19 protein-coding genes are annotated in these 22,847 nt (G+C 65.6%); 8 read left to right on the top strand and 11 right to left on the bottom strand.

Translation table 11 applies throughout. The annotated features are described in order from the left end of the window. Nucleotides 1–73: 73 nt before the first annotated feature. Nucleotides 74–859, bottom strand: coding sequence for a hypothetical protein (locus ACPDIX_RS08455; RefSeq protein ID WP_423431349.1), 786 nt, complete (start codon nucleotides 857–859; stop codon nucleotides 74–76). Between the two features lie 342 nt (nucleotides 860–1,201). Here ACPDIX_RS08455 and ACPDIX_RS08450 point away from each other — a divergent pair, with 342 nt between their 5' ends. From ACPDIX_RS08450 to ACPDIX_RS08425, 6 genes are all read left to right on the top strand, one after another. Then, complete coding sequence (locus tag ACPDIX_RS08450; RefSeq protein WP_423431348.1) at nucleotides 1,202–1,888, top strand: phosphatidylserine decarboxylase; 687 nt, start codon at nucleotides 1,202–1,204, stop codon at nucleotides 1,886–1,888. Nucleotides 1,889–1,901: 13 nt separating this feature from the next. Further along, the gene (gene pssA, locus ACPDIX_RS08445; protein ID WP_423431347.1) at nucleotides 1,902–2,828 is read left to right on the top strand and encodes a CDP-diacylglycerol--serine O-phosphatidyltransferase; all 927 of its coding nucleotides are present in this window, start codon (nucleotides 1,902–1,904) and stop codon (nucleotides 2,826–2,828) included. Next, the gene (locus ACPDIX_RS08440) at nucleotides 2,816–3,508 is read left to right on the top strand and encodes a LysE family translocator (protein WP_423431346.1); all 693 of its coding nucleotides are present in this window, start codon (nucleotides 2,816–2,818) and stop codon (nucleotides 3,506–3,508) included. The genes pssA and ACPDIX_RS08440 overlap by 13 nt, the downstream gene beginning before the upstream one ends. A 12-nt stretch (nucleotides 3,509–3,520) precedes the next feature. Next, nucleotides 3,521–4,528, top strand: coding sequence for an FAD:protein FMN transferase (locus ACPDIX_RS08435; protein ID WP_423431345.1), 1,008 nt, complete (start codon nucleotides 3,521–3,523; stop codon nucleotides 4,526–4,528). Between the two features lie 119 nt (nucleotides 4,529–4,647). Next, nucleotides 4,648–6,453 (top strand): BatD family protein, encoded by a 1,806-nt coding sequence (locus ACPDIX_RS08430; RefSeq protein WP_423431344.1) that lies wholly within the window; start codon nucleotides 4,648–4,650, stop codon nucleotides 6,451–6,453. Next, the gene (locus ACPDIX_RS08425; protein ID WP_423431343.1) at nucleotides 6,450–7,277 is read left to right on the top strand and encodes a tetratricopeptide repeat protein; all 828 of its coding nucleotides are present in this window, start codon (nucleotides 6,450–6,452) and stop codon (nucleotides 7,275–7,277) included. The genes ACPDIX_RS08430 and ACPDIX_RS08425 overlap by 4 nt, the downstream gene beginning before the upstream one ends. A gap of 68 nt (nucleotides 7,278–7,345) precedes the next feature. Here the strand turns inward: ACPDIX_RS08425 and ACPDIX_RS08420 are convergent, their stop codons facing one another. Next, the gene (locus ACPDIX_RS08420) at nucleotides 7,346–7,615 is read right to left on the bottom strand and encodes a hypothetical protein (protein WP_423431342.1); all 270 of its coding nucleotides are present in this window, start codon (nucleotides 7,613–7,615) and stop codon (nucleotides 7,346–7,348) included. A 44-nt stretch (nucleotides 7,616–7,659) separates the two neighbouring features. Further along, on the bottom strand, nucleotides 7,660–8,166 hold the full coding sequence (ispF, locus tag ACPDIX_RS08415) for a 2-C-methyl-D-erythritol 2,4-cyclodiphosphate synthase (RefSeq protein WP_423431341.1): 507 nt from the start codon (nucleotides 8,164–8,166) through the stop codon (nucleotides 7,660–7,662). A gap of 158 nt (nucleotides 8,167–8,324) precedes the next feature. Here ispF and ACPDIX_RS08410 point away from each other — a divergent pair, with 158 nt between their 5' ends. Then, nucleotides 8,325–9,425 (top strand): PfkB family carbohydrate kinase, encoded by a 1,101-nt coding sequence (locus tag ACPDIX_RS08410; RefSeq protein ID WP_423431340.1) that lies wholly within the window; start codon nucleotides 8,325–8,327, stop codon nucleotides 9,423–9,425. A 205-nt stretch (nucleotides 9,426–9,630) separates the two neighbouring features. Next, entirely contained in the window at nucleotides 9,631–10,806 is a 1,176-nt protein-coding gene (locus ACPDIX_RS08405) for a glycoside hydrolase family 172 protein (protein WP_423431339.1), read from the top strand. Between the two features lie 47 nt (nucleotides 10,807–10,853). Here ACPDIX_RS08405 and glgA read toward each other — a convergent pair whose 3' ends face one another. The 8 genes from glgA to ACPDIX_RS08365 all read right to left on the bottom strand — a co-directional run. Continuing rightward, the gene (gene glgA / locus ACPDIX_RS08400) at nucleotides 10,854–12,359 is read right to left on the bottom strand and encodes a glycogen synthase GlgA (RefSeq protein ID WP_423431338.1); all 1,506 of its coding nucleotides are present in this window, start codon (nucleotides 12,357–12,359) and stop codon (nucleotides 10,854–10,856) included. Further along, complete coding sequence (gene serS / locus ACPDIX_RS08395) at nucleotides 12,356–13,657, bottom strand: serine--tRNA ligase (protein ID WP_423431337.1); 1,302 nt, start codon at nucleotides 13,655–13,657, stop codon at nucleotides 12,356–12,358. Before serS ends, glgA begins: the two co-directional genes overlap by 4 nt. 54 nt (nucleotides 13,658–13,711) lie before the next feature. Next, nucleotides 13,712–16,648 (bottom strand): O-antigen ligase family protein, encoded by a 2,937-nt coding sequence (locus ACPDIX_RS08390; protein ID WP_423431336.1) that lies wholly within the window; start codon nucleotides 16,646–16,648, stop codon nucleotides 13,712–13,714. 109 nt (nucleotides 16,649–16,757) lie between these two features. Continuing rightward, a complete protein-coding gene (locus ACPDIX_RS08385) occupies nucleotides 16,758–17,522 on the bottom strand; it encodes a type II secretion system protein (protein WP_423431335.1) in 765 nt (254 codons plus the stop codon). A gap of 68 nt (nucleotides 17,523–17,590) precedes the next feature. Then, entirely contained in the window at nucleotides 17,591–18,376 is a 786-nt protein-coding gene (locus tag ACPDIX_RS08380) for an H-X9-DG-CTERM domain-containing protein (protein ID WP_423431334.1), read from the bottom strand. A gap of 86 nt (nucleotides 18,377–18,462) precedes the next feature. Beyond that, nucleotides 18,463–20,238 carry a hypothetical protein gene (locus tag ACPDIX_RS08375; RefSeq protein WP_423431333.1) on the bottom strand — a complete coding sequence of 592 codons (1,776 nt, stop codon included), beginning with the start codon at nucleotides 20,236–20,238 and terminating at the stop codon, nucleotides 18,463–18,465. A gap of 675 nt (nucleotides 20,239–20,913) precedes the next feature. Beyond that, nucleotides 20,914–21,738 carry a hypothetical protein gene (locus ACPDIX_RS08370; RefSeq protein WP_423431332.1) on the bottom strand — a complete coding sequence of 275 codons (825 nt, stop codon included), beginning with the start codon at nucleotides 21,736–21,738 and terminating at the stop codon, nucleotides 20,914–20,916. Between the two features lie 704 nt (nucleotides 21,739–22,442). Next, nucleotides 22,443–22,847: hypothetical protein (locus ACPDIX_RS08365; RefSeq protein WP_423431331.1), on the bottom strand; the 405-nt coding region annotated here is incomplete at its 5' end.

Genomic DNA, 22,847 nt, shown 5'->3' with positions numbered 1-22,847 from the left:
CGGTCCCGCCCCTCCCACCACCCTCCGCGCCCGCCGGCCCCATGCCGCTACGAGCCCGCCCACACCCGCCTCCTCAGCCCAGAAACGGATTCCTGCCCCGCCCGCCCTTCCCACGCCGCGGCAGACAAAAGGGCACCGGCACCAGCAACAGCAACGTCAACGCCCAGTGCCCGGCCGCCACCACCGCCAGACCCGGCAAGTCCAGCCAGCCCATGCCGTAGCCCGCCACCCCCGCCGCCATCAACCACGCGCCGGGTATCTGCAGGGTCAAACACACCCGCAGCACGCGCCCCACCGACGCGCTGCGCCCCAGGAGAACCGCCAGCCCACCCACCACCAGCCCGTACACGCAGGCGCTCCCATACCACACCACCAGCAAAACCGTCGCCGCCCCCAGCGCCAACGCCAACCCCACAAACGGGCGCCACGCCTCCCAGGCCGCACGCACCGCCTCCGGATCCAGCTCCACATTCCACGAGGACGGAAAACCCACCTCCCACCACCCGAGCGGACCGTACACCCGCAGACTCGACCGACCCCATTGCACCTGAAAAAGCGCCGCCGATCGCAGCTGCCCCGACTGGCCGGGATCCACCACCACCGCCAGATCCCGCGTCTCGGCAACCAGGTGCACACGGTCATCCGGAAACGCCCACCGACCGCCCTCGCACCGCAGCGGCCGTTCCCACGCGTCCAAGCACCCCCGGATCACCGGCGCCATCACCCGGGACGCGCTCCATGCCACCGCACACCCGCCCGCCAGCGCCGTCAGAATCTGCACCACCACCAACAGCCCCCAGCTCGGACAAGGCGGAAAACCTCGTCCACCGCCCGGCGCATGCGAGCGGCCCGCGTTCACCCTCTCACCACCTTTCCCCATCGTACCGGCCGAGCAAACGGCAAACCGCCCTCGAGAGCAAGAACCACCCTGCGACCCGCAAACCCCGGACATCGTCCCCAACCGCCCACCACCGGCAAACCCTCACCACGCGCCCCTCGCATCGCCCGCCGTCCCGCAGCCGCCGCATCCTGGGCCGGTCAGCCCCGTATACCAACCGCCCGGTGCAGCAGCCGACGTCCCCCTCCACAGGCGCCGCCGGCCTGTGAACCCCCGCCAATCGAACCCCCGGAAACCCGATCGCGCCCCTCCGCCCGCCCGTTTGGATCTTGAAGCCCCCCGGGGCGGACGTAAGCTGGCGCCATGAAACATGCCGGGAAGGCGCGCCGCGCGGCGCTGCGGATGGTGAGCTGGACCTTCGGGGTGCTGGCCCTGGTCCTGCTGGGCGCCCTTTGCGCCTGGTTGCTGGGCTCCCTGGTCCTCATGCTCTCCACCGCCTTCGTCTGCATCTGGGCCGCTTTTGCCCTCTTCACCCTTTTCTTCTTCCGGGATCCGACACCGCGCGTGCCGCAGGGGCACGGGCTGATTCTGGCCCCGGCTCACGGGCGCGTGGACGTGGTGGATCGCACCACGGAACGCTGGTTCCTCGGCGGCGAGTGCCATCGGATCTCCATCTTCCTTTCCGTTTTCGACGTGCACGTCCAGTACGCACCCGTCGCAGGACGCGTGGCCATCCGCAAGCACACGCCGGGCGTCTACCTGAGCGCGCTCCGCACCGAAAGCAGCAGTTACAACGAAAACGTGCTGCTGGGCCTCGATGTCAACGACCCGCCCGGCGAACGCGTGGCCGTCCGCCTGATCGCCGGCGTGGTGGCCCGCCGCATCGTCCCCTTCGTCGAAGCCGGGGAAGAACTGGACCAGGGCGATCGCATCGGCCTCATCCAGTTCGGCTCCCGCGTGGAACTCTACCTGCCCCTGCGCGCCCGGGTGGAAGTGAAGGTCGGCGACCGCGTCAGGGGCGGCGAAACCATCGTCGCCCGGTGGGAGTAAAATGGCAGATCGCATGCCAGGAGGCCATCGAACACCGCAGGCGCGCCCGGCCCGGGATCCCTCCGACCCCGACGCAAAACTCCAAATCTATTTCCTGCCCAACCTGCTGACCGCCGGAAACCTCTTCTGCGGGTTCGTCGCCCTGACCAAAATCGTCGAAGCCGACCTCACGCCCTCCCCCGAGGGCATCGTCAACTGGGGCCCGATCAAGGTGGCCATGGGCTTCATCCTCTTGGCCTGCATCTTCGACCTCTTCGACGGCCGCGTGGCCCGCATGGGCGGCATCGACAGCCCCTTCGGCCGCGAATTCGATTCTTTGGCCGACCTGATCTCCTTCGGCGTGGCACCGGCGTTCCTGGTCCACCGCGTCGTGCTGGCCGACGTGTTCGTCAACCATCCGCAGGTCGGTTGGTTCATCGCCTCCGTGTACCTGTTGTGCGGGGCCTTTCGATTGGCAAGATTCAACGTGCTGGCCGCCCAGGGCAACGGGGCGACCGGCGAATTCATCGGCTTCCCCATCCCCTCGGCCGCCGGGCTCGTCGTCTCCCTGACCCTCCTCATCATTCACCTCAACGAAAACGAACGCGACCTCGGCCGCTGGCGTTACATCCCCGCGGTGGTGCTGGTCTTCCTGTCGGTCATGATGGTCAGCACGGTCCGGTACCCGAGCTTCAAATCGCTCGGGTTACGCGCCACCAGCACGTTTACCAAAGCCATCGGCGCGGCCCTCTTCCTCGGCATGCTGCTGGTCCTGCGTGAAAAGGTGCTCTTTTACGTGCTGCCAGGGTTCTTCACGGCCTACCTCGTCTACGGGTTCATCCGACCCAGGTTGTCCCGGGCAGTCCGCCGTGAAATCGAAGACGAAGAGGAAATGGAGCCACCTGAAGCGGCCACCCCGGATGCACCCTCGGAAGGAGGAAAACCACCGTGCGCGAGGTGATCATTTCCGGCCTGACCGGCTGGATCAGCGGGCTGTTGCTCTCGATCCCGGTCGGCCCCGTCAACCTTACCATCATGAACGAAGCCGCCCGTTGGGGATTTCGCCGCGGCTGGTTCATCGGCCTGGGCGCCGCCTCCATGGAGGTGCTCTACTGCGCCATCGCGTTTGCGGGCGTCTCCTCCTTCTTCGGCCAGCCCCTGGTCGAAAGTTTCATGGAGGTCTTCAGCTTCCTGTTTCTCGTGTTCCTGGGCCTGAAGTTCCTCCTGACGCGCTCGGTGGCTGCCGCCACCAGCGTCAGCCGAAACAGCCGCGTGGAACACCGCATCGAGGCCCAACTGGACGCACGCTTCCACCCCCGCTCGGCCTTCTGGATCGGTTGGATCCGCACCCTCGCCAATCCCGGCGTGCTGCTCTTCTGGATCATCCTCGCCGGCAACTTCATGTCCCGCGGTTGGGTGGACCCTCGTTGGGCGGGCAAACTCGCCTGTCTGCTCGGCGTGGGCACCGCCACCCTCGGCTGGTTCACCGCCCTGAGTTGGGGCGCCTCCCATGGCGTGGGCCGCCTCAGCGAATCCGCCCTCCTGAAAATGGAACGGGCATCCGGCGTGGCCCTCCTCGTACTGGCCGCTGTTCACGGCGCCCACATCGCCTGGCAGCTGGCCGCACACCGACACCACTGACACCCGGCAGCCATGAACCCACCGCCGGAACCTGTGCCCTCACACCAGCCCGTGGCCGTCCGCGCCGCCCTCGAGGCCATGGCCACACGGTTCGAAATCCTTCTCTACGGTGAGCAACCATCCGCCCTCCGCGCAGCCGCTGAAGAAGCCCTGGCCGAGGTCGAACGACTCGAAGCCCGCCTCAGCTTCTACCGGCCCGACAGCGAAATCACCCGACTCAACCAACACGGCGCCACCGGACCGGTACGGCTCCTGCCCGAGGTCTGGACACTCCTTCACCGCGCAGTGAGCCTGGCACGAGCCACCGGCGGGGCGTTCGACATCACCGTGGCGCCCCTGATGGAGGCATGGGGATTCACTGGCGGACCCGGTCACCGCCCGGATCCCGCCACCCTCCAAGCCGCCCGGGAACGCGTCGGCGTGCAGCATCTGGAATTGGACCGCCCGAACTGGTCCGCACGGTTCCTCCGCCCCGGCATGCGCATCGACCTGGGCGGCATCGGCAAAGGCTACGCCATCGAACAGGCCGTCGAGATTCTTCGCGACGCCGGCATCACCTCGGCCCTCCTCCATGGCGGCACCAGCACCGCCTTCGGCCTCGGCACCCCACCGGACGCCGAGGCCTGGCAGGTCGCCATTGACCCCCCGCCCGAACTCCGCCAACCCCAAGCACCACCCCTCGCCGTCGTGAACCTGCGCGACCGCGCACTCTCCGTCTCGGCCGTCTGGGGAAAGGCATTCACCGACGAGGAAGGTCAGCACGGCCACGTCATCGACCCACGCACAGGTCGCCCGGCCTCCGACGCCGTCCTGGCGGCCGTCGTCACACGCTCCCCCACCGACGCCGACGCACTCTCCACCGCCCTGCTCGTGCTGGGCGAACCCGGCCTCGAACAACTCAGCCGGCTCTGGCCCGATCTTCGCGGACTCGTCCTCTCCCGGCGCGAAGGCAACTGGCACATCCGAACGCATGGACTGGAACCGCACCCGGCTTACCAAACCATTGTCAAATCCCTTTGAGCTGACCCGGCCGATCCCGGTTTGAACCCTCCCCGCCTCCCGCCCATCCAACCCACCAAAGGCACGGTGTTCTTGCCTCAAACCCGAATGCGCGCAGAATGCACCCTTGCAGCATGCGGATGAACAGAGCCAGCTCGACAACCAATGCAGCCCGGACACGCACGGCCCGGCAGAAAGCCGCCCTCGGCCTGCTGGGCTGGCTCGCAGCCCTCTGGCTCTGCTGCGCCGCCACCCCCACCTTTCACGCCTCCCTGGACCGCCAGGTCGCCCCCGTGGGTGAACCGGTCACGCTCGACCTCAGCTTCACCGGCGGCGAACCGGACCAGGTTCCCCAAATCCCCTCGCCGCCCGGCCTCCAAATCACCTACCTCGGACCCTCACGCCAGGTCATCATGGTCAACGGCCGCATCAGCACCACCGTCACGCACAAGTACACCGTCCTCGGCCAGCAACCCGGCGATTACACGCTGCCCGCCATCCAGGTGCGCGTGAACGGTCAAGCACTGTCCAGCCAGCCGCTTCAACTGAAAATCGTCCGTAGCGACCCCCGCACCCAACTGGCCTACCTCCGCCTCATCCTGCCGGAACGGGAGGTATTCGTCGGCGAAGCCTTCACAGTCGAGGTGGACCTCTGCCTGCGTGACCGCATCGAAAACATCGCCAACGTGCAACTTTCCCCCCTGCAGGTCGAATCCTGCACCCAACTCAAACAGTCCCGGCTGCCCCAACGCATCGAAAGAAATGAGTTCGGTCAGTTCACCGTCATCCCCGTCGTCTACACCCTTGTCGCCGCGCGCCCGGGCACCCTCAGTGTGGGGCCGCTGGACTGCAGCTTCGTGGCCGAACTCGCCCAGGAAAACGGACGCCGCGATCCCTTCGCCGGCTTCGGATTCGGCGTTTTCCGGTTCGGCGAGACCCGCCCCATCTCTTTGCGGGCCGACGCCAAACCCATCCGGGTCCTGCCCCTGCCGGAACAGGATCGCCCACCCGAATTCAACGGCGCAGTGGGTCGGTTCACCCTCTCCCTCGTGGCCGGCCCCACCAACGTCGCTGTGGGCGACCCCATCACCGTCCGCATCCAGATCCGCGGCCACGGCGTGCTCGAGGCACTCAAACTCCCCGAGCAACCCGACTGGCACGGATTCAAAACCTACCCGCCCACCGAAAACGTCCAAACCACCGATCCCCTCGGGATCGAGGGCACCAAAACCTTCGAGCTGATCGTGGTGCCCCAAACGGCCGGCCTCCGCGCCCTGCCGCCCCTCCACTTCGCCTATTTCGACCCGGAAACCCGCTCCTACCACCGCATCGCCACCGATCCCGTCCCGCTCCAGGTCCGGGCCGGCGCATCCACACCAGTGCCCACCCTCGCCTCCGAACCTGCCGCACACCGTCCCCCACCCGCACCGGCACGCGATATCCTCGGCCTCAAACAACACCTCGGTCCCCTCGCCACCAGCAGCCCGCCACTGCTCACCCGGCCCTCCTTCTGGCTCGCCCAAAGCGTGCCCCTGCTGGCATGGGCAGCCCTCCTTATCTGGCGGCGGCGCACCGACGCAATCGCCGCCGATCCACGGCGCCAGCGCCAGCGCGAAGCCCGACGCCGCATCCGCCATGCCCTCCGGGAAGTCCGCAACCTCGCCGCATCCGGCCCGCCAGACGCGTTCTACGCCGCTCTGTTCCGCCTGCTCCAGGAACAGATCGCCGAACGATTCGACCTCCCCGCCTCCTCCGTCACCGAAGCCGTCATCGAGGAACGACTCCGCCCCGCCGGACTCTCGCCCGACCTCTGCAGGGAACTGCACGACCTTTTCCAGCTCTGTAACCAGGCCCGGTACGCACCCGGACTGGTTGATGCCGACCTCCCCCGCATCCGCGCCAGGGCCGAAACCGTCGTGCAGCAGCTCCGAACCTTCCCCGTATGAACCCGCACCGCCCCCAGAAGATCACAACCCCGCCGTCCCAACCCCGCCCTCCATCGGCTCGATTCGCCAGCCTCCCCACCCTCGCCAGCCTGCTCTCCGCCCTTTTCCTCTTGCTCCCCTGCCTCGCCCCGGCCACCGAACCGGAACCCGCCGCCGCCTTCGATCGGGCCAATCACCTTTACGAACAGGGCCGCTACGAGGAAGCCGCCCGGGCATACGAAGAGTTGCTCGCCCGCGGCCTCTGCAGCGCCGCAATCCTCTACAACCGCGGCAACGCCTGGTTCAAAGCCGGCCGCATCGGCCGCGCCATCGCCAGTTGGCGCCAGGCGCTTGAACTGGCCCCGCGCGACCCCGAAATCCGGAACAATTTGAACTTTGCCCGACAACAGGTGCACGGGCCTTCTCTCCAGCCCGAACCGATTCAAACCCTCCTCCAACGGTTGACCCTCAACGAATGGACCTGGGCCACCGTAATTCCCTTCTGGCTCACGATGCTCCTCCTCATGGCCGGCCATTACCGGCCCGCATGGCGCCCCCGACTCCGCACCGCCCTCTGGATCTGCGGCATCCTCACCCTCGGCAACCTCGCCCTCCTCACGGCCGCCTTCCACCTCTGGAAACACGGGCGCCCGGCCGTCGTCCTCCAAACCTCCACACCCGTGCGCAACGGTCCCTTCGACGAATCACCCGTCCTGCTCGAGCTCCACGACGGCGCCGAAGTGCGCGTCCTCGAACAAAAAGACGACTGGGTCCGCGTCACCGCAGACGGTTCCCGCTCCGGTTGGATGCCCCGATCCGCCCTCTGGATCCCCGAAACCACATGATTCCCCAACCAGGCGGCTTCCCTCCGCCCCTGAGCGCCGCCGCTACACCCTCTCACACGCGCCGGCCCTCACAACCCCACCTCCGGAAAACGCTCCCGAATCTGGCGCACCAACCGCCGCTCGTCCTCCGGCTGGTATCGCCGGCGTGGAATCATCCGCCGGATCGCGTCCAACAACGCCAGCCAGTCCTCCAACGGGGGCTCCGCGACCGGTTCCCAACGTTCATACCGCCGCGTGCGCTGATAAAAACGCCATTCGCCCCCCACCAAGTGCGCATAAACCTGGATCTTCGTCCCGTCCGCCAGCTTTCGTTTCCAACTGATCTCCGCCTTGGCCATCTCCGAACCCGTTCCTCACCCGCGTCCACACCGTGCACGCCCCCTCACGCCGCGCCACCCGGCGCGGCATCCTCCCCGGGCAGCTCCACCGCCGCCACCGCCATCGCCGCAATCCCTTCCTCCCGCCCCACAAAACCCAGTCCCTCGTTCGTCGTGGCCTTCACCCCCACCTGCGCCGGGGACACGCCCAGGGCCGACGCGATCCGCTCCCGCATCGCCGCCACGTGCGGAGCCAGCCGCGGCCGCTGCGCCAGCACCGTGGCGTCCACGTTCAGAATCCGCCCCCCACGCGCCCGCACCTGCCGGGCCGCCTCCTCCAAAAACACCCGGCTCGGCACGTCCTTCCACCGTGGATCGGTGTTGGGAAACAACTGTCCGATGTCGCCCGCACCCACCGCGCCCAGAACCGCATCACAAATCGCGTGCATCAACGCGTCCGCATCCGAATGCCCCTCCAAACCCCGGGCATGCGGAATCTCCACACCACCCAGCACCAGCCGGCGTCCCTCCACCAACGCATGCACATCGTACCCGATACCCACGCGCACCATGCCACGCAGTATAAACGCCCCGACCCCCGCCTCAACCGCACAAATCCCCCACGCCCCGCCGACCCAGCCCCCCACCCCGGCAAAACACAGTTGAATCCCACACCCCTCCCTCCAACATTCTGCCCCCGGCAAATAACAAACGACCCAACGCACGACCTATGAGCATCCTGAACCTCAAACCGGCCGGACAGTGCACCTACGACCTCGTCGCCCTCGGCGAAATCATGCTCCGACTCGACCCCGGCGAGGGCCGGATCCGCGCCACCCGCTGGTTCCGCGTCTGGGAAGGCGGCGGCGAATACAACGTCGCCCGCGGCCTCCGCCGGTGCTTCGGGCTCCGCACCGCCGTCTGCACCGCCTTCGTGGACAACGAAGTCGGCCGTCTCCTCGAAGATTGCGTCCTCCAGGGAGGCGTCAGCACCGAGTTCATCCTCTGGCGCCCCTTCGACGGCGTCGGCCGCACCGCACGCAACGGCCTCAACTTCACCGAACGCGGCTTCGGCGTCCGCGCCGCCCTCGGCGTCTCCGACCGCGGCCACTCCGCCGCCAGCCAGCTCAAGCCCGGCGACTTCGACTGGGACGACATCTTCGGCCGGCGCGGCGTGCGCTGGTTCCACACCGGCGGCATCTTCGCCGGCCTCAGCGAAACCACCGCCGCACTCGCACTCGAGGCCGTCCAAAAAGCCCGCCAGCACGGTGTCATCGTCAGCTACGACCTCAATTACCGCCCCAGCCTCTGGAAAGCCGTCGGCGGCCAGGCACGCGCACGCGAGGTCAACCGCCAGATCGCCCGCCACGTGGACGTCATGCTCGGCAACGAGGAAGACTTTACCGCCTGCCTCGGCCTCGAGGTCGAAGGCACCGACCCCAACCTCCTCCACCTCGACGTCTCCGCCTTCCAACGCATGATCCAACGCGCCGTCCGGGAATACCCCAACTTCAAGGCCGTCGCCACCACCCTCCGCGCCGCCAAAACCGCCACACGAAACGACTGGGGCGCCATCGCCTGGGTCAACGGACAGTTCTACCAAAGCCGGTCCTACCCCGACCTTGAAATCCTCGACCGCGTCGGCGGCGGCGACAGCTTCGCCTCCGGCTTCATCTACGGCCTCATGACCGGTGCCGACCCCCAACGAGCCGTCGAACTCGGCGCCGCCCACGGCGCCCTCGCCATGACCACCCCGGGCGACACCTCCATGGCCACACTCGCCGAGGTCGAAAAACTCGTCGCCGGCGGCAGCGCACGCGTCCAACGCTGATCCCGCCCCCACCCGAAACACCACAACCACACACACACCCCGACCCACACGCCACCGCCCGCCCCGGGCCGCCGCCACACCCTGCCCCCCCGCCACCACACCGGTGTTGCCAAACCTCCACCGCGGCTGCATCCTCCCGCCCGGACCGGCCTCACCAACCGGCCCGCAAACCAGTCCGTCCAAACCTCAACCCGTGAACATCGCCATGAAAACGCGACTCCATCACACCATCCTCGGGTTCATCGCATGCCTCCTCACCCTTCCGCCCCTCGCCTCACCGGCCGAACCTCCCTTCAACGGCGTCGGCGTCCACCTCGGCAACCTCTACCGGCTCTCCCCGGCCCGTTCCCGCTCCATCAGCCCCGAGAACTTCACCGGCGAAAAAGGCAAGGGTGGAATGGCCGTGGATGGCCCCGCCAAAAACGCCGCACGCGATCTCGGGCCGGGCTGGAAAATCTCCCCCTACGTTCGCATCGCGCCCGACACCACCTTCACCCTCGCCGACATCCAGGGCCCCGGATGCATCCAACACATCTGGCTCACCCCGGCCCCGCTCGACCGCACCCGCTTCATGATCCTCCGCATGTACTGGGACGACGAAACCGAGCCCTCGGTGGAGGTCCCCTTGGGCGACTTCTTTGCCTGTGGCTGGGCCCGCTACTGCCAGATCAATTCGCTTGCCGTCTGCGTCAACCCCGGCAGCGCCTTCAACTGTTACTGGCCCATGCCCTTCCGCAAACGCGCACGCCTCACCCTCGAGAACCTCAATGACGCCCCCATCACCATCTATTACCAGATCGATTACGTCCTCACCGAGGTCCCCGACGACGCCGCCTATTTCCATGCCCGGTTCCGCCGCGAAGACCCGCTCGAAGAACCGGGCCTCTACACCATTCTCGACGGCGTCGAAGGTCGCGGCCACTACGTCGGCACCTACCTCGCCTGGGAAGTCCACAGCACCGGCTGGTGGGGAGAAGGAGAAATCAAGTTCTACATCGATGGCGACAGGGACTATCCCACCATCTGCGGCACCGGCACCGAAGATTACTTCTGCGGATCCTATAACTTCGACACCGTCGGCCCGGACGGAAAACACCGCTACACCGAATTCTCAGGACCCTACACCGGACTGCCCCAGGTCATCCGACCCGACGGCCTCTACGACTCCCAGCAACGCTTCGGCCTGTACCGTTGGCACATCCCCGACCCGATCCGCTTCGAAAAAGATCTCCGCGTCACCATCCAGGCCCTTGGTTGGCGCTCCGGAGGCCGCTACCTCAAACTCCGCGACGACATCGCCTCCGTCGCCTACTGGTACCAAACCGAACCCCACAAACCCTTCCCCAAACTCCCCTCGCGCGACCATCTCGAACTGAAGTGACCGGCCGCACCCTCGGCACCCCCCGACCACACCGCATCACCGGCACTTCACCCGCCCCATACAACCGGCGGAGATGCCAACGCCTCACGATACACCTCCTCATATCCACCGGCCGTCCGCACCCAACTGAAATCCACCTGCATGCCGTTGACCCGGTACCGGTGCAACAACGCCGGATGCCCGTACAACACCAGGGCCTTCCGAATCGCATGCGCCAGCGCCGCCGCGCTGTACTCGTGAAATTTGATCCCGTTGGCCCGCTCCACCGACTCGCGTGCATCCACCACCGTGTCGTCCAACCCGCCCACCGCACGCACAATCGGCACCGTCCCGTAACGCAAACTGTACATCTGGTTCAAACCACACGGCTCGAACCGCGACGGCATCAGATAAAAATCACAGCCCGCTTCGATCCGATGCGCCAAACCCGGGTCGAAACCGATCCGGATCGCCACCTTCCCCGGATACCGCTCCCGCAACCGCTCCAACGCCTCCACATACCCCGCATCCCCGCTCCCCAACAACACAAACCGCATCCGCGCCGCCAGCATCTCGTGCAACGCCGGCAACAGAATGTCCAAACCCTTCTGCTCCGCCAGCCGCGTCACCGTGCCGAACAACGGTACCCCCTCCTCCTCCGGCAGCCCCACCTCCCGCAACAACGCACGCTTCACCACCGCCTTCCCGGACAAGTCCTGCACCGAGTAAGAGGCCGGCAGATGAGGGTTGTGCTCCGTGTTCCACTCCTCATAATCCACCCCGTTCAAAATCCCCCGCAAATGCGCCTGCCGCCGCCGCAACAACCACGCCAAACCCTCCCCGAATTCCTCCGTCAAAATCTCCCGCGCATACCGCGGGCTCACCGTCGTCAACCGGTCCGCCGTCGCGATCCCCGCCTTCAAACAGTTCAACTGCCCGTACGCCTCCGCACACTCCGGATGAAAATACGACCACGGCAAATTCGTAAGTCCGTACGTCCAACCGGGGAAATACCCCTGATAGGCCAGATTGTGAATCGTCAGACACGTCCGTGGCGCTTCGGACCAACCGCCCCAGCGACGCTCGTGCTGCACCAACAACGCCACCAACGCCGTCTGCCAGTCATGCACGTGCACCACCTCCGGCCGCCACGGCAGATACCGCGCCAGATGCACCACGCACTTCGAAAAGAAAATGAACCGTTCCGCATTGTCCGCATAGTCCCGCCCGTTCTCGTTGTACAACCCGGCCCGGTTGAAATACCCATCGTGCCCGATGAAATACACCGCCAGGCCGCGCTCCGGCTCATGCAACCACAGCTCCGCGTCCACCCGCCGGTCCCCCAACGGCAGGTCAAACCGCCAATCCACGCGCCGCAACCCCGGAAAACGCTCCCGCACCCCGCGAAACAACGGCTTCACGATCCCCACCCGGTGCCCCATCCGCGCCAGCGCACGTCCCAGCGCACCCGTCATGTCCGCAAGCCCGCCCGTCTTCGAATACGGATGCACCTCGCTGCTGGCCAGCAGCACCCGCAACGGACGCCCCGCGCTCGCCTGCGTACCCGCGCTCACGGCGTGATCCGTTCCTCACCGAAGTACGGTCGCACAGCCTCCGGGATCAGCACCGACCCGTCCGCCTGCTGATACGTCTCCACCAACGCCACGTACAACCGCGCCAGGGCCGTCCCGCTCCCGTTCAACACATGCGGATGCCGGTTCACACCCTGACAGTCCTTGTACCGCAACCGCATCCGACGCGCCTGGAACTCCTCGCAGTTCGATACACTCGACACCTCCAAATACGTCCCCTGCCCCGGCGCCCAAACCTCCAAATCGTACGTCTTGGCACTGGCAAACCCCAGATCCCCCGTGCACAACAACACCACCCGGTAATGCAAACCCAGCAACTGCAACACCCGCTCCGCATGCCGCACCATCGCCTCGTGCGCCTCGTACCCATCCTCCGGCCGCACCACCTGGATCAGCTCCACCTTGTCAAACTGATGCATCCGAATCAGCCCCCGCGTCCCCACACCCGCCGCACCCGCCTCCCCGCGAAAACACGGCGTGTAAGCACAGTACCGAATCGGCAGGTCCCCCTCCCGCAAAATCTCCTCCCGATGAAGATTCGCCACCACCGTCTCCGCCGTCGGAATCAGATACAACCGACCCAGATTCGACGGGTCGTCCCCCTCGGCCACCCCGTAGTACTGATCCTTGAACTTCGGAAACTGACCCACACCCTCCAAACACGCCGGCCCCACCATCAACGGTGGCCACACCTCCGTGTACCCATGCTCCCGCGTGTGCAAATCCAGCATGAACTGGATCAGCGCTCGTTCCAAGCGCGCCCCCCGGCCCGTATACAACGCAAAACCGCTCCCCGACACCTTCGCCGCCCGCGCAAAATCCACCAACCCCAGCCGCTCACACAATTCGACGTGTGTCTTCGGCCCAAACGCATGCCGCGCCGGCTCCCCAAACACCCGCACCACCACGTTCTCCTCCGCCGACCGCCCCACCGGCACGCTCTCATGCGGCAAATTCGGCATCCGCAACATCAACGCCTCCCGGGCCGCCTCCACCTCCCCAACCTGCCGGTCCAGCTCCGCAATCCGATCCCCCAACGAACGCGTCTCCCGCTTCCGCGCCTCCGCCTCCTCCCGCTTCCCCTCCGCCAGCAACCGGCCGATCTCTTTCGACACCCGGTTCCGCTCCGCCTTCAAAGCCTCAACCTCCGCCAGCAGCCGGCGCCGTCGCTCGTCCAACTCCAGCACCTCATCCACCAACGACTCCTCCCCGCCACCCCGGCTCGCCAGCCGCTCACGCACAAAATCCGTCGCCTCGCGAATCTGTTTGATGTCCAGCACGCCCGCATTATGTCGGGCCCACCCACACCCGGCAAGGAACCACCTCGCCCCTCATCACCGCTCCCCCACCTCCGCCACCACCGGCTCCACCTCACGCCAATCCACCCCGTCCCAGTACTCAACCACACCCGGACCCCGTAACCGCGCCGGAATCCCCACCGACCGTAAACCCGCCACACATAACCTCGCAAAACCCGCCTCCGTTGCCCAGCCCACACGCCACATCTTCTCCACCTCCTTCTCACCCCACGGAGCCACCCCAACACGACTCCTCAAATACCCCGTCACCACCCCCACCGCCCGCTTGATGGCCACCTCCCTGCGCACCCGCGGGTACAGCCGTTCCCACATCCACCGCCGCCATTCGCCCGCTCCCGAGTCCGACTCGTCCAGCCGCGGATCCAATACCCATCGCACGTACTCCTCATCCGGCACCGCCCAGTTCACCAACCGCCGGTTGTACGACGCCAAATGCGCGTGCTCCAACCACACACGCCAAGGATGTCCCCGCCAGTCCACCCGCTTCAACAACTCGCCGAAATCCCACCGGTCCTCCCGCATCACCAACCGCGCCCGCACAAGCCCCAACGTCCGCTCTTCCGCAGGCCGACTCCACAACCACACATGAAACCCGTGCCACAGCCCCAGAACCCCCGCCAACCCCAACGTCGTCACCCGCACCCAACACGTGACACCCTCCAGATGTCCCCGCCCGCTGGCCACCGCCCCTGAGCCACGCCTCGGCTCCCGGCGCATCCCACGCCACCGACTCCACCAGCCCCACCCAGCCAGCCATATCCCCGCCGGCACCAGCATCACCCACCAAGGCCAACGTTTCCCGCTCCCGCGTCCCACCATCGTCGGCACCCAGCCCGTCTCCCCAACCCACAACCGCACACACCTCTCCCCAACCACACGAAACACCAAACGTTCCTGATCCAGCCCCTCTTGTCCCACCCAGCTCACCCGCGTCCCCCGAAGATCGGCCCCGGCCTTCCTTAGAGCCCTCACAACCATGTCCATCTGCACCTCCCCCCACGCACCTGTCCATCCGCCCGCGACCCACTCGCCCCGCCCCAGCATCCCCCACCTCCCTTTCAACCACACATCCCCAACCATGTCGCCCAAAGACTGGCCCCGCCCTGTCTCCACCCACACCCACGGATCCTGCCACCCTTCCCGCGCCAAAATCCTCAGCACCTCTGCACCCGTCGCATCCCACCCCACCCACACCACCCGCGCATTCTCCCCACCGCCACGCTCCGCCATCCACAACCGCAATCGTCCCAGCCCCGAAGCAGCCCCTTCCCAATCCCCTTGCCCCAACGTCACCGCCACCACCTCCATACCCACCGACGCCATCTGCACCGCGTGCGGTCCCCACACCCGCCACTCCACTCCCGGCCCGTTCACGTAAATCACCCGCGGCATCCCCGCACCCGGACATCCGCGCGGCCGAACTAACCACACCTCCATCCTATCCGACCCGCTCCCGAAACTCATCCGCTCCCGCTCAAACCCGTCCCCGGCCTTCGCCCACACCACCAGCCCGCCCCACACCAGACCAAGCGCACCCACCCACATCATACCTGCACCCCTGCCAGGCACCGGCCTCGTTCCCCGCACCGCTCCACCGCCGGCAGCCGCACCCAATCCAAGCAACATCCACACCCAGGTTCCCGTGCACAGCGACTCCAGCCCACCGTTGAACCAAAATCCCACCAACAACACCGTCGCCCCCGCCACCGCCGCGCCCGCCACCCGCCGCAGCACCTCGCCCTCCGCTCCGACACGGTCTCTGCCTTGCACCGATCCACGCCAAAACCACACCACCGCGGCCACCAACAGACCCAGACTCGCCCAACCACCGTGCACCGCAAGCTCCAGATACTCGTTCAATCCCACCGCACCCAACTCCGCAGGCCCGTCATGCGCATAAAACGCCCGCTCCACCGACGACGCAGATACCCAGCCCCAACCCAGCCACGGCCGGTCCGCACTCATCCGCAACGCCGACTCCCAACCCGCCACACGGTTCCGCCACGAAAAATCGTCCGGGTTCACCACCGAATATATCCGCCGAACCCAGGGCGCCTCGCTGTCCCGTAGATACCAATAGCCCAATCCGAACAAGACCAACCCCAACGCCACCGCCCAACCCGCCAGCCGGGCTGCTTCACGCCTTGACCGTTCCGCTCGCGGCAGGCGCACCAACAATACCACCGCTCCCACACCGGCAGACAGCCACGCACCCCGGCTGTAACTCTTCCACCAACCCGCCCCACAAATCCCCAACACCATCAGACCGTAACTCCATCCCCACGCCACCCACAGCCACAACGCGGGACTCGACCCCCCTCTGCCCGCCTCCCTTAAACGCCAACGGGCATACGCGGGCCACGCCCAAAGCCAACCAACCGCCAACACCACCGCCAACGCCATCAACAGACCCGCATCGTTCGGATGCCCCCAAAAACCCGACCATCGCTCCACCTCACGATAGCGATACGACCGGCCGCCACCCGGCTCCACCGTCGCCAACAACACCAGCCACCCCATCAACAAACCCATCAGATACAGCGCCCGGCCCGGCCGGACCGCTCCCGCTCCCCCACCGGCCCACAACACCATGCCCCACCCGAGCACCACACCGCCCAGCCACGCCACGTACGCCACACCATGATCCCCTAGCCCGTAACTCCAAAAATAACTCACTGCGCTCACACCCAGACAAAACACCAGCCACGTCCATCCACTCCGCCAGCGCTCGCGCCACCCAACCCGCCACCCTGTACTCCACAGATAAAAAACCAACACGTAAAGACCCAGGGTCAGCGTCGCCATCCACTGCGTGCTCGGATCCATCACCGCGGCCCGCACCTCCCGCAGTGTCTCCCCCAACCACCGCCATGGGCGCATGTATCGCCAGGCCGGTTCCGCCGCCAGCACCAGACCCACCACCACACACCAGGCCGGCGACGCCAACGCCACACGCCACGCCCCCTTGCACCCCACAGACCAGGCGGCCGGGCGCACCTCTGGACCGCGCCCGGCCGCCGGCCAACCCCCTTCACCCGGGGGCGTCACTCTGTCTTGTCCCTCAGCGTCCATCCGCACTGTGCGGATAACACCAAAGCGGGTTCCGTTTCTCGTCCGCCTCCATCAGGTACCATCGCGCCAACGGAATGTATCCAACCGAGGCACCAAACGTCGCGTGAATCGCACCCTGCGAATGTCTCGGACTCACGCCTTCGCGCGGATAACTCGCCCCGTCGTTGAAATACTCCGGATGCCGCTCGTCCGTCTCCCAAAACACGATGTCCTCCGCGCGAAAATCCCCCAGGCGCAACACCGGCCAGTTCGTCCGGTTGTACCCCACCACCGCGCCGTTCATCACGTAACTCGAGACCTGCTGCGCCCGCTCGACAAACCGCGGCACCTGCGGCCCATCCCGCGGACACATGTACAGCTTCCGCTCCCGCAACGTCGGCCAGAACACACCCGTCTCCACCCGGAACTGCGCCGGACCCGCCGCCGCCGGATCCCACCGGTACAACCAGCCCGCCCGATCCGGACCGTCCCCGCGTTTCCAATTCGCCCAGGGCAGATAATCCGAATGATCGGTGGCGTACAAATGCAACGCCGTTACTTGCTGCTTCAAATTGTTGATGTCCGTCAGCCGGATCGCCCGGTCTTTCGCCTTGCCCAATGTCGGCAACAACATTCCCGCCAGAATGCCCAGGATCCCGATCACCACCAGCAGCTCCACCAATGTGAAGCCCACCCCGCCACCCCCGGCCCGCAGCAGGTTCTCTATCCGCCCCCCAGCTTCGCCCCCCGCAAAGTGTCGCCAGCACTTTTGCATCACCACCAAACATCCGTCCCTGCTGCCCCTTCACCCGCCAACCCATGGTCATGCACCATGACCCGGGGTCAGTCGTCCGGCCGCAGCGTCCAGACCCCGCCCTCCCCCGTGTGCCCTCCACCGGCCCGTTCCGTCATTCGCTCCACATGGCCGTCCACCATCAGGTAATTGAACCGGCCGTTGTGAAAACGATCACGTTCCAATGTTCGGGCGCCCCACTGCTCCCGCGCGTTCAAAATGCACGCAAAGGTTGCCCGTCCCAGGACGTTCCGGATCGCTACACGCTCCACCAACAGCGCCGTGTCAGCTGGCGACGGTATCATCCCCACCCGCATCTCCGGCACCCCGTCTCCCAACGTCGGATCCCACTCCCGTGCCGCACGCACCCGCTCCTCATCCAGGTACAAACCCACCCCGCCCTCGCTCCGCCGTGTCGGCGGCCATCCCTCCGTGCGCAACTCGTACATCGGCATCGAATAGCTCCGCGGCCGCCCATCGGCACGCGGCTCCCGATCGGACGGACACCAAAACCGATCCGCCACCTTCTCCAAATCGCCCTCGTCCCCTCCCAAACCCCATAGCCGCGCCAGCTCACGATCCCATGAACTCTCCCTTTCCCCAAACTGCACCACGCCGGCCGGCAATGCCCGGTCCCGTTCCCGCGCATACTGCAGAAAAGCCTCGCCCAACTCTTTCAGCCGACGCTGGCATCCCCAGGTCCGACGCGGCTCTCCCGTCCGCTCCACCACAGCCCAAACCGCTACCCCCAACACCATCAACACCAGCACCACCGCCGCCAACTCCGTCCGCGTGAAGCCGCCCAAACGCGCCCGCCCGTCACCCCGACGCCCCACACCCGTTGCACAGCCCCTATCACCTACCCCCATCGCCGTTGGTACTCCTGCTGACGTCAGCATAACTCCTCGTACCCCGACCCGGTTCATCGCCCGAATACAAAATCCAACGTCCAAACCGCCCTCTCTCGCAAGCTCGCCTTCGCCCGGATGATATGCTGGCCATCCGGATGTTCGTGCCACTCGAACGGAATCCCCACCTTGCACAATTCCTCCTCCCAGCGCCGGAACCGGCGCTCCATGGACTCCGTCTGACCGGCCGTTGCCAACACCCTGCGCGTCAGTCCCTCCACTGGCTCAGGCAAGTCACTGGGGTTGAACACCATCAGCCCGCGATACCGACCCGGATACATCTCCGCCAGTCGACACACCACCAACGTCCCGGCACTGAACCCATACAGGTACACCCGCCCCCCGTCCACCGATGGATGCTCCCGCATCACCCTCTCCACCGCCAGCACATGATTCGTATGCTCGTACACCGTCTCCACCCGGCTCTGGTTCCAGCGATACCTCACCAGCGCCACATACGCGCCCGCTCGCGCCAGCGCCTGCGCCGAAACCCCGTGCGCAATCGGCGTCCACTCGTACGTCCCCAAACCAATGACCAACGGATACTTCTTCCCCCGACGATAACCCGCCGGCGGCACCAGGTCGAATGTCGCCCAGTGCCCCGCCCCCCACGGCGCCCTCCCGCTCAACACCGGCTGCAGCGCCGGCAACGCCACCCCTCGTTCCACCGGCCACCACGCACACGTCAAACGATCCGATCCAATCTCGTACCTCCACAAACCCGGCGGCTCGTTCGTGAGCGACCCGTGCAAAAACAGGATCCGCCCCTCCTGCGCCGTGCATATCCCATACACCGCCTCCATCTCCAGCACCCGCGTCACACCCCCCACACCGCCCACCCGCACAATCCCCCGGGGCCGGTTGTTCCGTACACTCCGATACGCCCAACCCTCCCCGCCGTTCAGCCAACGCCCGTCCAGAACCGACTCCTCCTCCACCAACACCCGCGCCCCACCCCACCCCGTCGCCCTCGACCCACCCACCGCCACCAACTCCGCCATGTCCCGCCGGTTCGTCCGGTAACTGTACGTCACCAAAAACAGATCCCGCCCGACATCGTAATCAACCGACCGGACCTGACCCCGATCATCGCGCCACAATACCTGCCAGCGCCCCGCCTCCAGATCCCCCTCCCACAAACTCTTCGAATCCGCCCAGGCAATCCGATCCCTGCCTGTCACATGAAAGCTCCGAACCCCGCCATCCAGCTGCGGCAAGTTCCATTCTCGAACCACCTGCCAGTGCCCCTCCTCACGCCGAAACTGCCGGAGCAGCCCATCATTCCTCAGGCACATCCAACCCCGGCCCTCCATCCACCGCACCCCACCATACCACTCACCCAATGGAAACACCTCTCCGTTCCCATCATCCAGGAAATGAACCGACTGCAGCATTCCAAAAGCCAACCCCGCGCCGTTCGGTCGCCAATCGAACACCTGGGCCGTGCCGGGATCATAGAACGCATCCGGACACTCCAACAGCCTCTTCTCCTCACCCGTCTCCATGTCCAACACCACCACCTCGATCCCACGCTCCGTCGTCCGGATCATCCCCACCCGCCGCCCCGCCTCGTCCACCAATGGGGGTTTTTGCAATACACTCGCCCGACCCAGCGCCTCGGCCACCGCCACCGCCTCCCGGGGATAGGTCCCCTCGATCCACACCCGCCTCGCCGTCACCAATACACTGCAAAAAACGGCCAGCAAACCAAACACCGCCCAACACACACCCACATGCCCGGACACCCACAGCCGCCACCAACGCCGCATGCCACTTTCAGACCTGTTCATGGCATTCACACCTCTGGCTTGACAACCCTATCCTCAACGATCCACGCCGACCCGTCAAGACTTCACCCACCCGCTGCACAACCATACTCTCCAAAGCGATCCCATCCCCGCTGACCAAAGACTCCTGTACCGCCCTCTATCCCTGTCCTACCATCCTGACTCCACCTTTCACCGCACCAGGCGTCCCGGTCCCCGCCCACTTCAGCACCGGGGACGCCCCGTCCAACACCCCTCAACGGAATAAACATTTCCTCCCACCGCTCCCAGGCTCAGGCCTTCACCGTGATCACGCAGCCAGATCGCCCGTGCCACAGCCGCACAAACACAACCTCCGCTCCCCACCAGCCCGCTGCTCTTGCGCTTCGTCCACCCTTCCATCGCTTGTCGCTCCGGGGATCCAGTAGCTGCTGGAACCGACCGTCGCAGGTCCGCTCAAGCCGTTTGTCACGTTCCCCGTCGATCCGCCCCACCGCTCTTGAGCATCTCTCCAAAGCCCCTCCCGACGCGGACCCCTCTTCGCCGCCCACTCCTGGAATCGCCTCACACTCCCCCGCTCCACGCACCCGATGTCCCCTTAAAACCCCACGTCGATCTTCCCTGCAGGCATTCAAGAATTGCGAGCCCGCCACACAACGAGGCCGTCTTCGCACATCCCACATCCATCCGCATTCGACCTCAGAACAACGGCACAACCGTCACAGACTGGCTTCTGGGGCCGCAATCACCCATCCTCCAAGGCAACCATCGCCGTTGCTCCGGATCGTAATACCACTGCGCAAACAGAGGCCACGCATCCCCCGTCCGAAAACGCACAAGCCCACACCACGTCGCCACCTTTAATGCGCCCCAACGGCCCAGCACCTCATCCGCAGAGGGGTCGCATTCCATCACCGGCCGCAGCAACATGGTCGGCCGAAACTTGTACTCCCCGGCACGTCCCATCAGCACATCCGCATCCGAGGGGACCCTCAAATACCGCTCGAAAACCCACTCCGCTTCCTCCGGACACACTCCTGTCACGATCCCTCGATGCATCTTTGCAGCGTCCGATTCCCAGTATTGCCGCAGCAGCCTCACAGCATCGCTCCAGTTCGTCTCAATACCAGCCGGAGTCTTCAACCTCACGTCTGCCAAATACGACTCCAGCACCTCCCGGTTCACCCGGCCGCTCTTCCCGCCACAACGGACCCTCACGAAATCCTCCCAATCCCCGCTCCACAAAGACACCAACCAATCCGCCACCGCGCTCGCCGCCATGCTCCGCTCCTCATCCGTCACGCTCACCAGCTCTTTCCGCGCCACTTCTCCCATCTCCGCGGCAAATGCCGGCGACCTGTCTATCGCTACAAACCTCTTCGATCGCCATTGGCTCAACCTGACCTCCTCCGGCAACAACCCCTCATCCGGTGACGAGGCACTTCGTTCCCGAACAATGAGCGCCACCATCAGGGCCGGCAACCCACACGCCAATAACAGATACGCCGCTTTCCGCATCAACACGCCACGCTCCATACGCATACTCCCCGGCCTCCTCCCATCAACAGGCTGATCTGCCTGGACGGGACTTTCCTCCTCGCCAAGCGCGAATCAGGACGGTTCACAGCTCGGGCTTCACACGAACGTCCAATGTGCCGCCCACTTTCTGTACCACAACCACCATCAATGAGCAGCCTGACGCCCGCCACCCAATCTCCTGACCTTCCTCGGTGCCCTGCTTACTGTCACCTACTTGGGTTCCCATCGCACTCGGCGCTCGCCACCCATGGCTGTGCCACTCCCCCTTTCCTGCCTTGACAGGTCGGGCGGCCACGGAGCCACGCAGCCATCTTCTGGCCAGGAGGCCGCTCTCACCTGAATGACCGACACAAGCCACTGCGCAGCACTCCGCGTCCCGCACGGAGTGACAACACGGGCCTCATCTAACAACGAACACATCTGGGATATCCATTCCTGTCACAATCACAGCACGCAGGCTTGTAACAGACCCCGATGGCCTTTGCGCATGAAATGATGCAATGCGGAGGGTCGTTGGTCGCACGCACCGCGCTTGCACCCGCAAGCAGCATCGTGGTCAACAGGCCTACCACATTAACCACTTTACCAATAGCTGTTTTGATCTTGATGTGATTTGTTCGCATATCTGCCTCCTTTGATAGCGCGTCGGTCCAACCTGATGTGGGCACCATCGGACACAGGCTCGCACCTCAGAAATCCGGCCTCTTGTGCCTCTGGCGATCTGCCTTCGTGCCATCTTTTTCTTGATGTCCTTGCTTTTCACTCACGCCATGAGGCCCACACGCGGCATCACCATCAACACGTGCGCTGTCCCTCATGCACCATAACCCGGCAAGCGCACCCACCAGCAAATACCCCAGAACAACCCTCATGACCAGATCAGCTGCCGTCGGCGACACACCCAGCGCGTCCGTCAAGTGACCCAGACACCCACAGGGCCGCTTCCAACCCAGCCACCACAGCCCCAACCGGTACAACGCAAAGTTCCCGGCCAACCAGCCCACCAACACCAAATTCAACCGCTCCCGCCGCCCCACCAAACACACACCCGCCACCACCAACTCCACCAAACCCACTCCCAACATCAACTGCCG

It is taken from the genome of Limisphaera sp. 4302-co (assembly GCF_049537155.1).
In the GTDB taxonomy this organism is placed as follows: Bacteria; Verrucomicrobiota; Verrucomicrobiia; order Limisphaerales; family Limisphaeraceae; genus Limisphaera.
This window is presented reverse-complemented; position numbering and strand designations above follow the sequence as displayed.

Excerpts from the sequence above, each read along its gene's own strand:
- ACPDIX_RS08375 (WP_423431333.1), bottom strand. The coding sequence starts at position 20,238 with ATGAACAGGTCTGAAAGTGGCATGCGGCGTTGGTGGCGGCTGTGGGTG.
- ACPDIX_RS08430 (WP_423431344.1), top strand. The coding sequence starts at position 4,648 with ATGAACAGAGCCAGCTCGACAACCAATGCAGCCCGGACACGCACGGCC.
- pssA (WP_423431347.1), top strand. The coding sequence starts at position 1,902 with ATGCCAGGAGGCCATCGAACACCGCAGGCGCGCCCGGCCCGGGATCCC.
- ACPDIX_RS08385 (WP_423431335.1), bottom strand. The coding sequence starts at position 17,522 with ATGCAAAAGTGCTGGCGACACTTTGCGGGGGGCGAAGCTGGGGGGCGG.
- ACPDIX_RS08405 (WP_423431339.1), top strand. The coding sequence starts at position 9,631 with ATGAAAACGCGACTCCATCACACCATCCTCGGGTTCATCGCATGCCTC.
- ACPDIX_RS08450 (WP_423431348.1), top strand. The coding sequence starts at position 1,202 with ATGAAACATGCCGGGAAGGCGCGCCGCGCGGCGCTGCGGATGGTGAGC.
- ACPDIX_RS08420 (WP_423431342.1), bottom strand. The coding sequence starts at position 7,615 with ATGGCCAAGGCGGAGATCAGTTGGAAACGAAAGCTGGCGGACGGGACG.
- ispF (WP_423431341.1), bottom strand. The coding sequence starts at position 8,166 with ATGGTGCGCGTGGGTATCGGGTACGATGTGCATGCGTTGGTGGAGGGA.
- ACPDIX_RS08410 (WP_423431340.1), top strand. The coding sequence starts at position 8,325 with ATGAGCATCCTGAACCTCAAACCGGCCGGACAGTGCACCTACGACCTC.
- ACPDIX_RS08435 (WP_423431345.1), top strand. The coding sequence starts at position 3,521 with ATGAACCCACCGCCGGAACCTGTGCCCTCACACCAGCCCGTGGCCGTC.
- ACPDIX_RS08425 (WP_423431343.1), top strand. The coding sequence starts at position 6,450 with ATGAACCCGCACCGCCCCCAGAAGATCACAACCCCGCCGTCCCAACCC.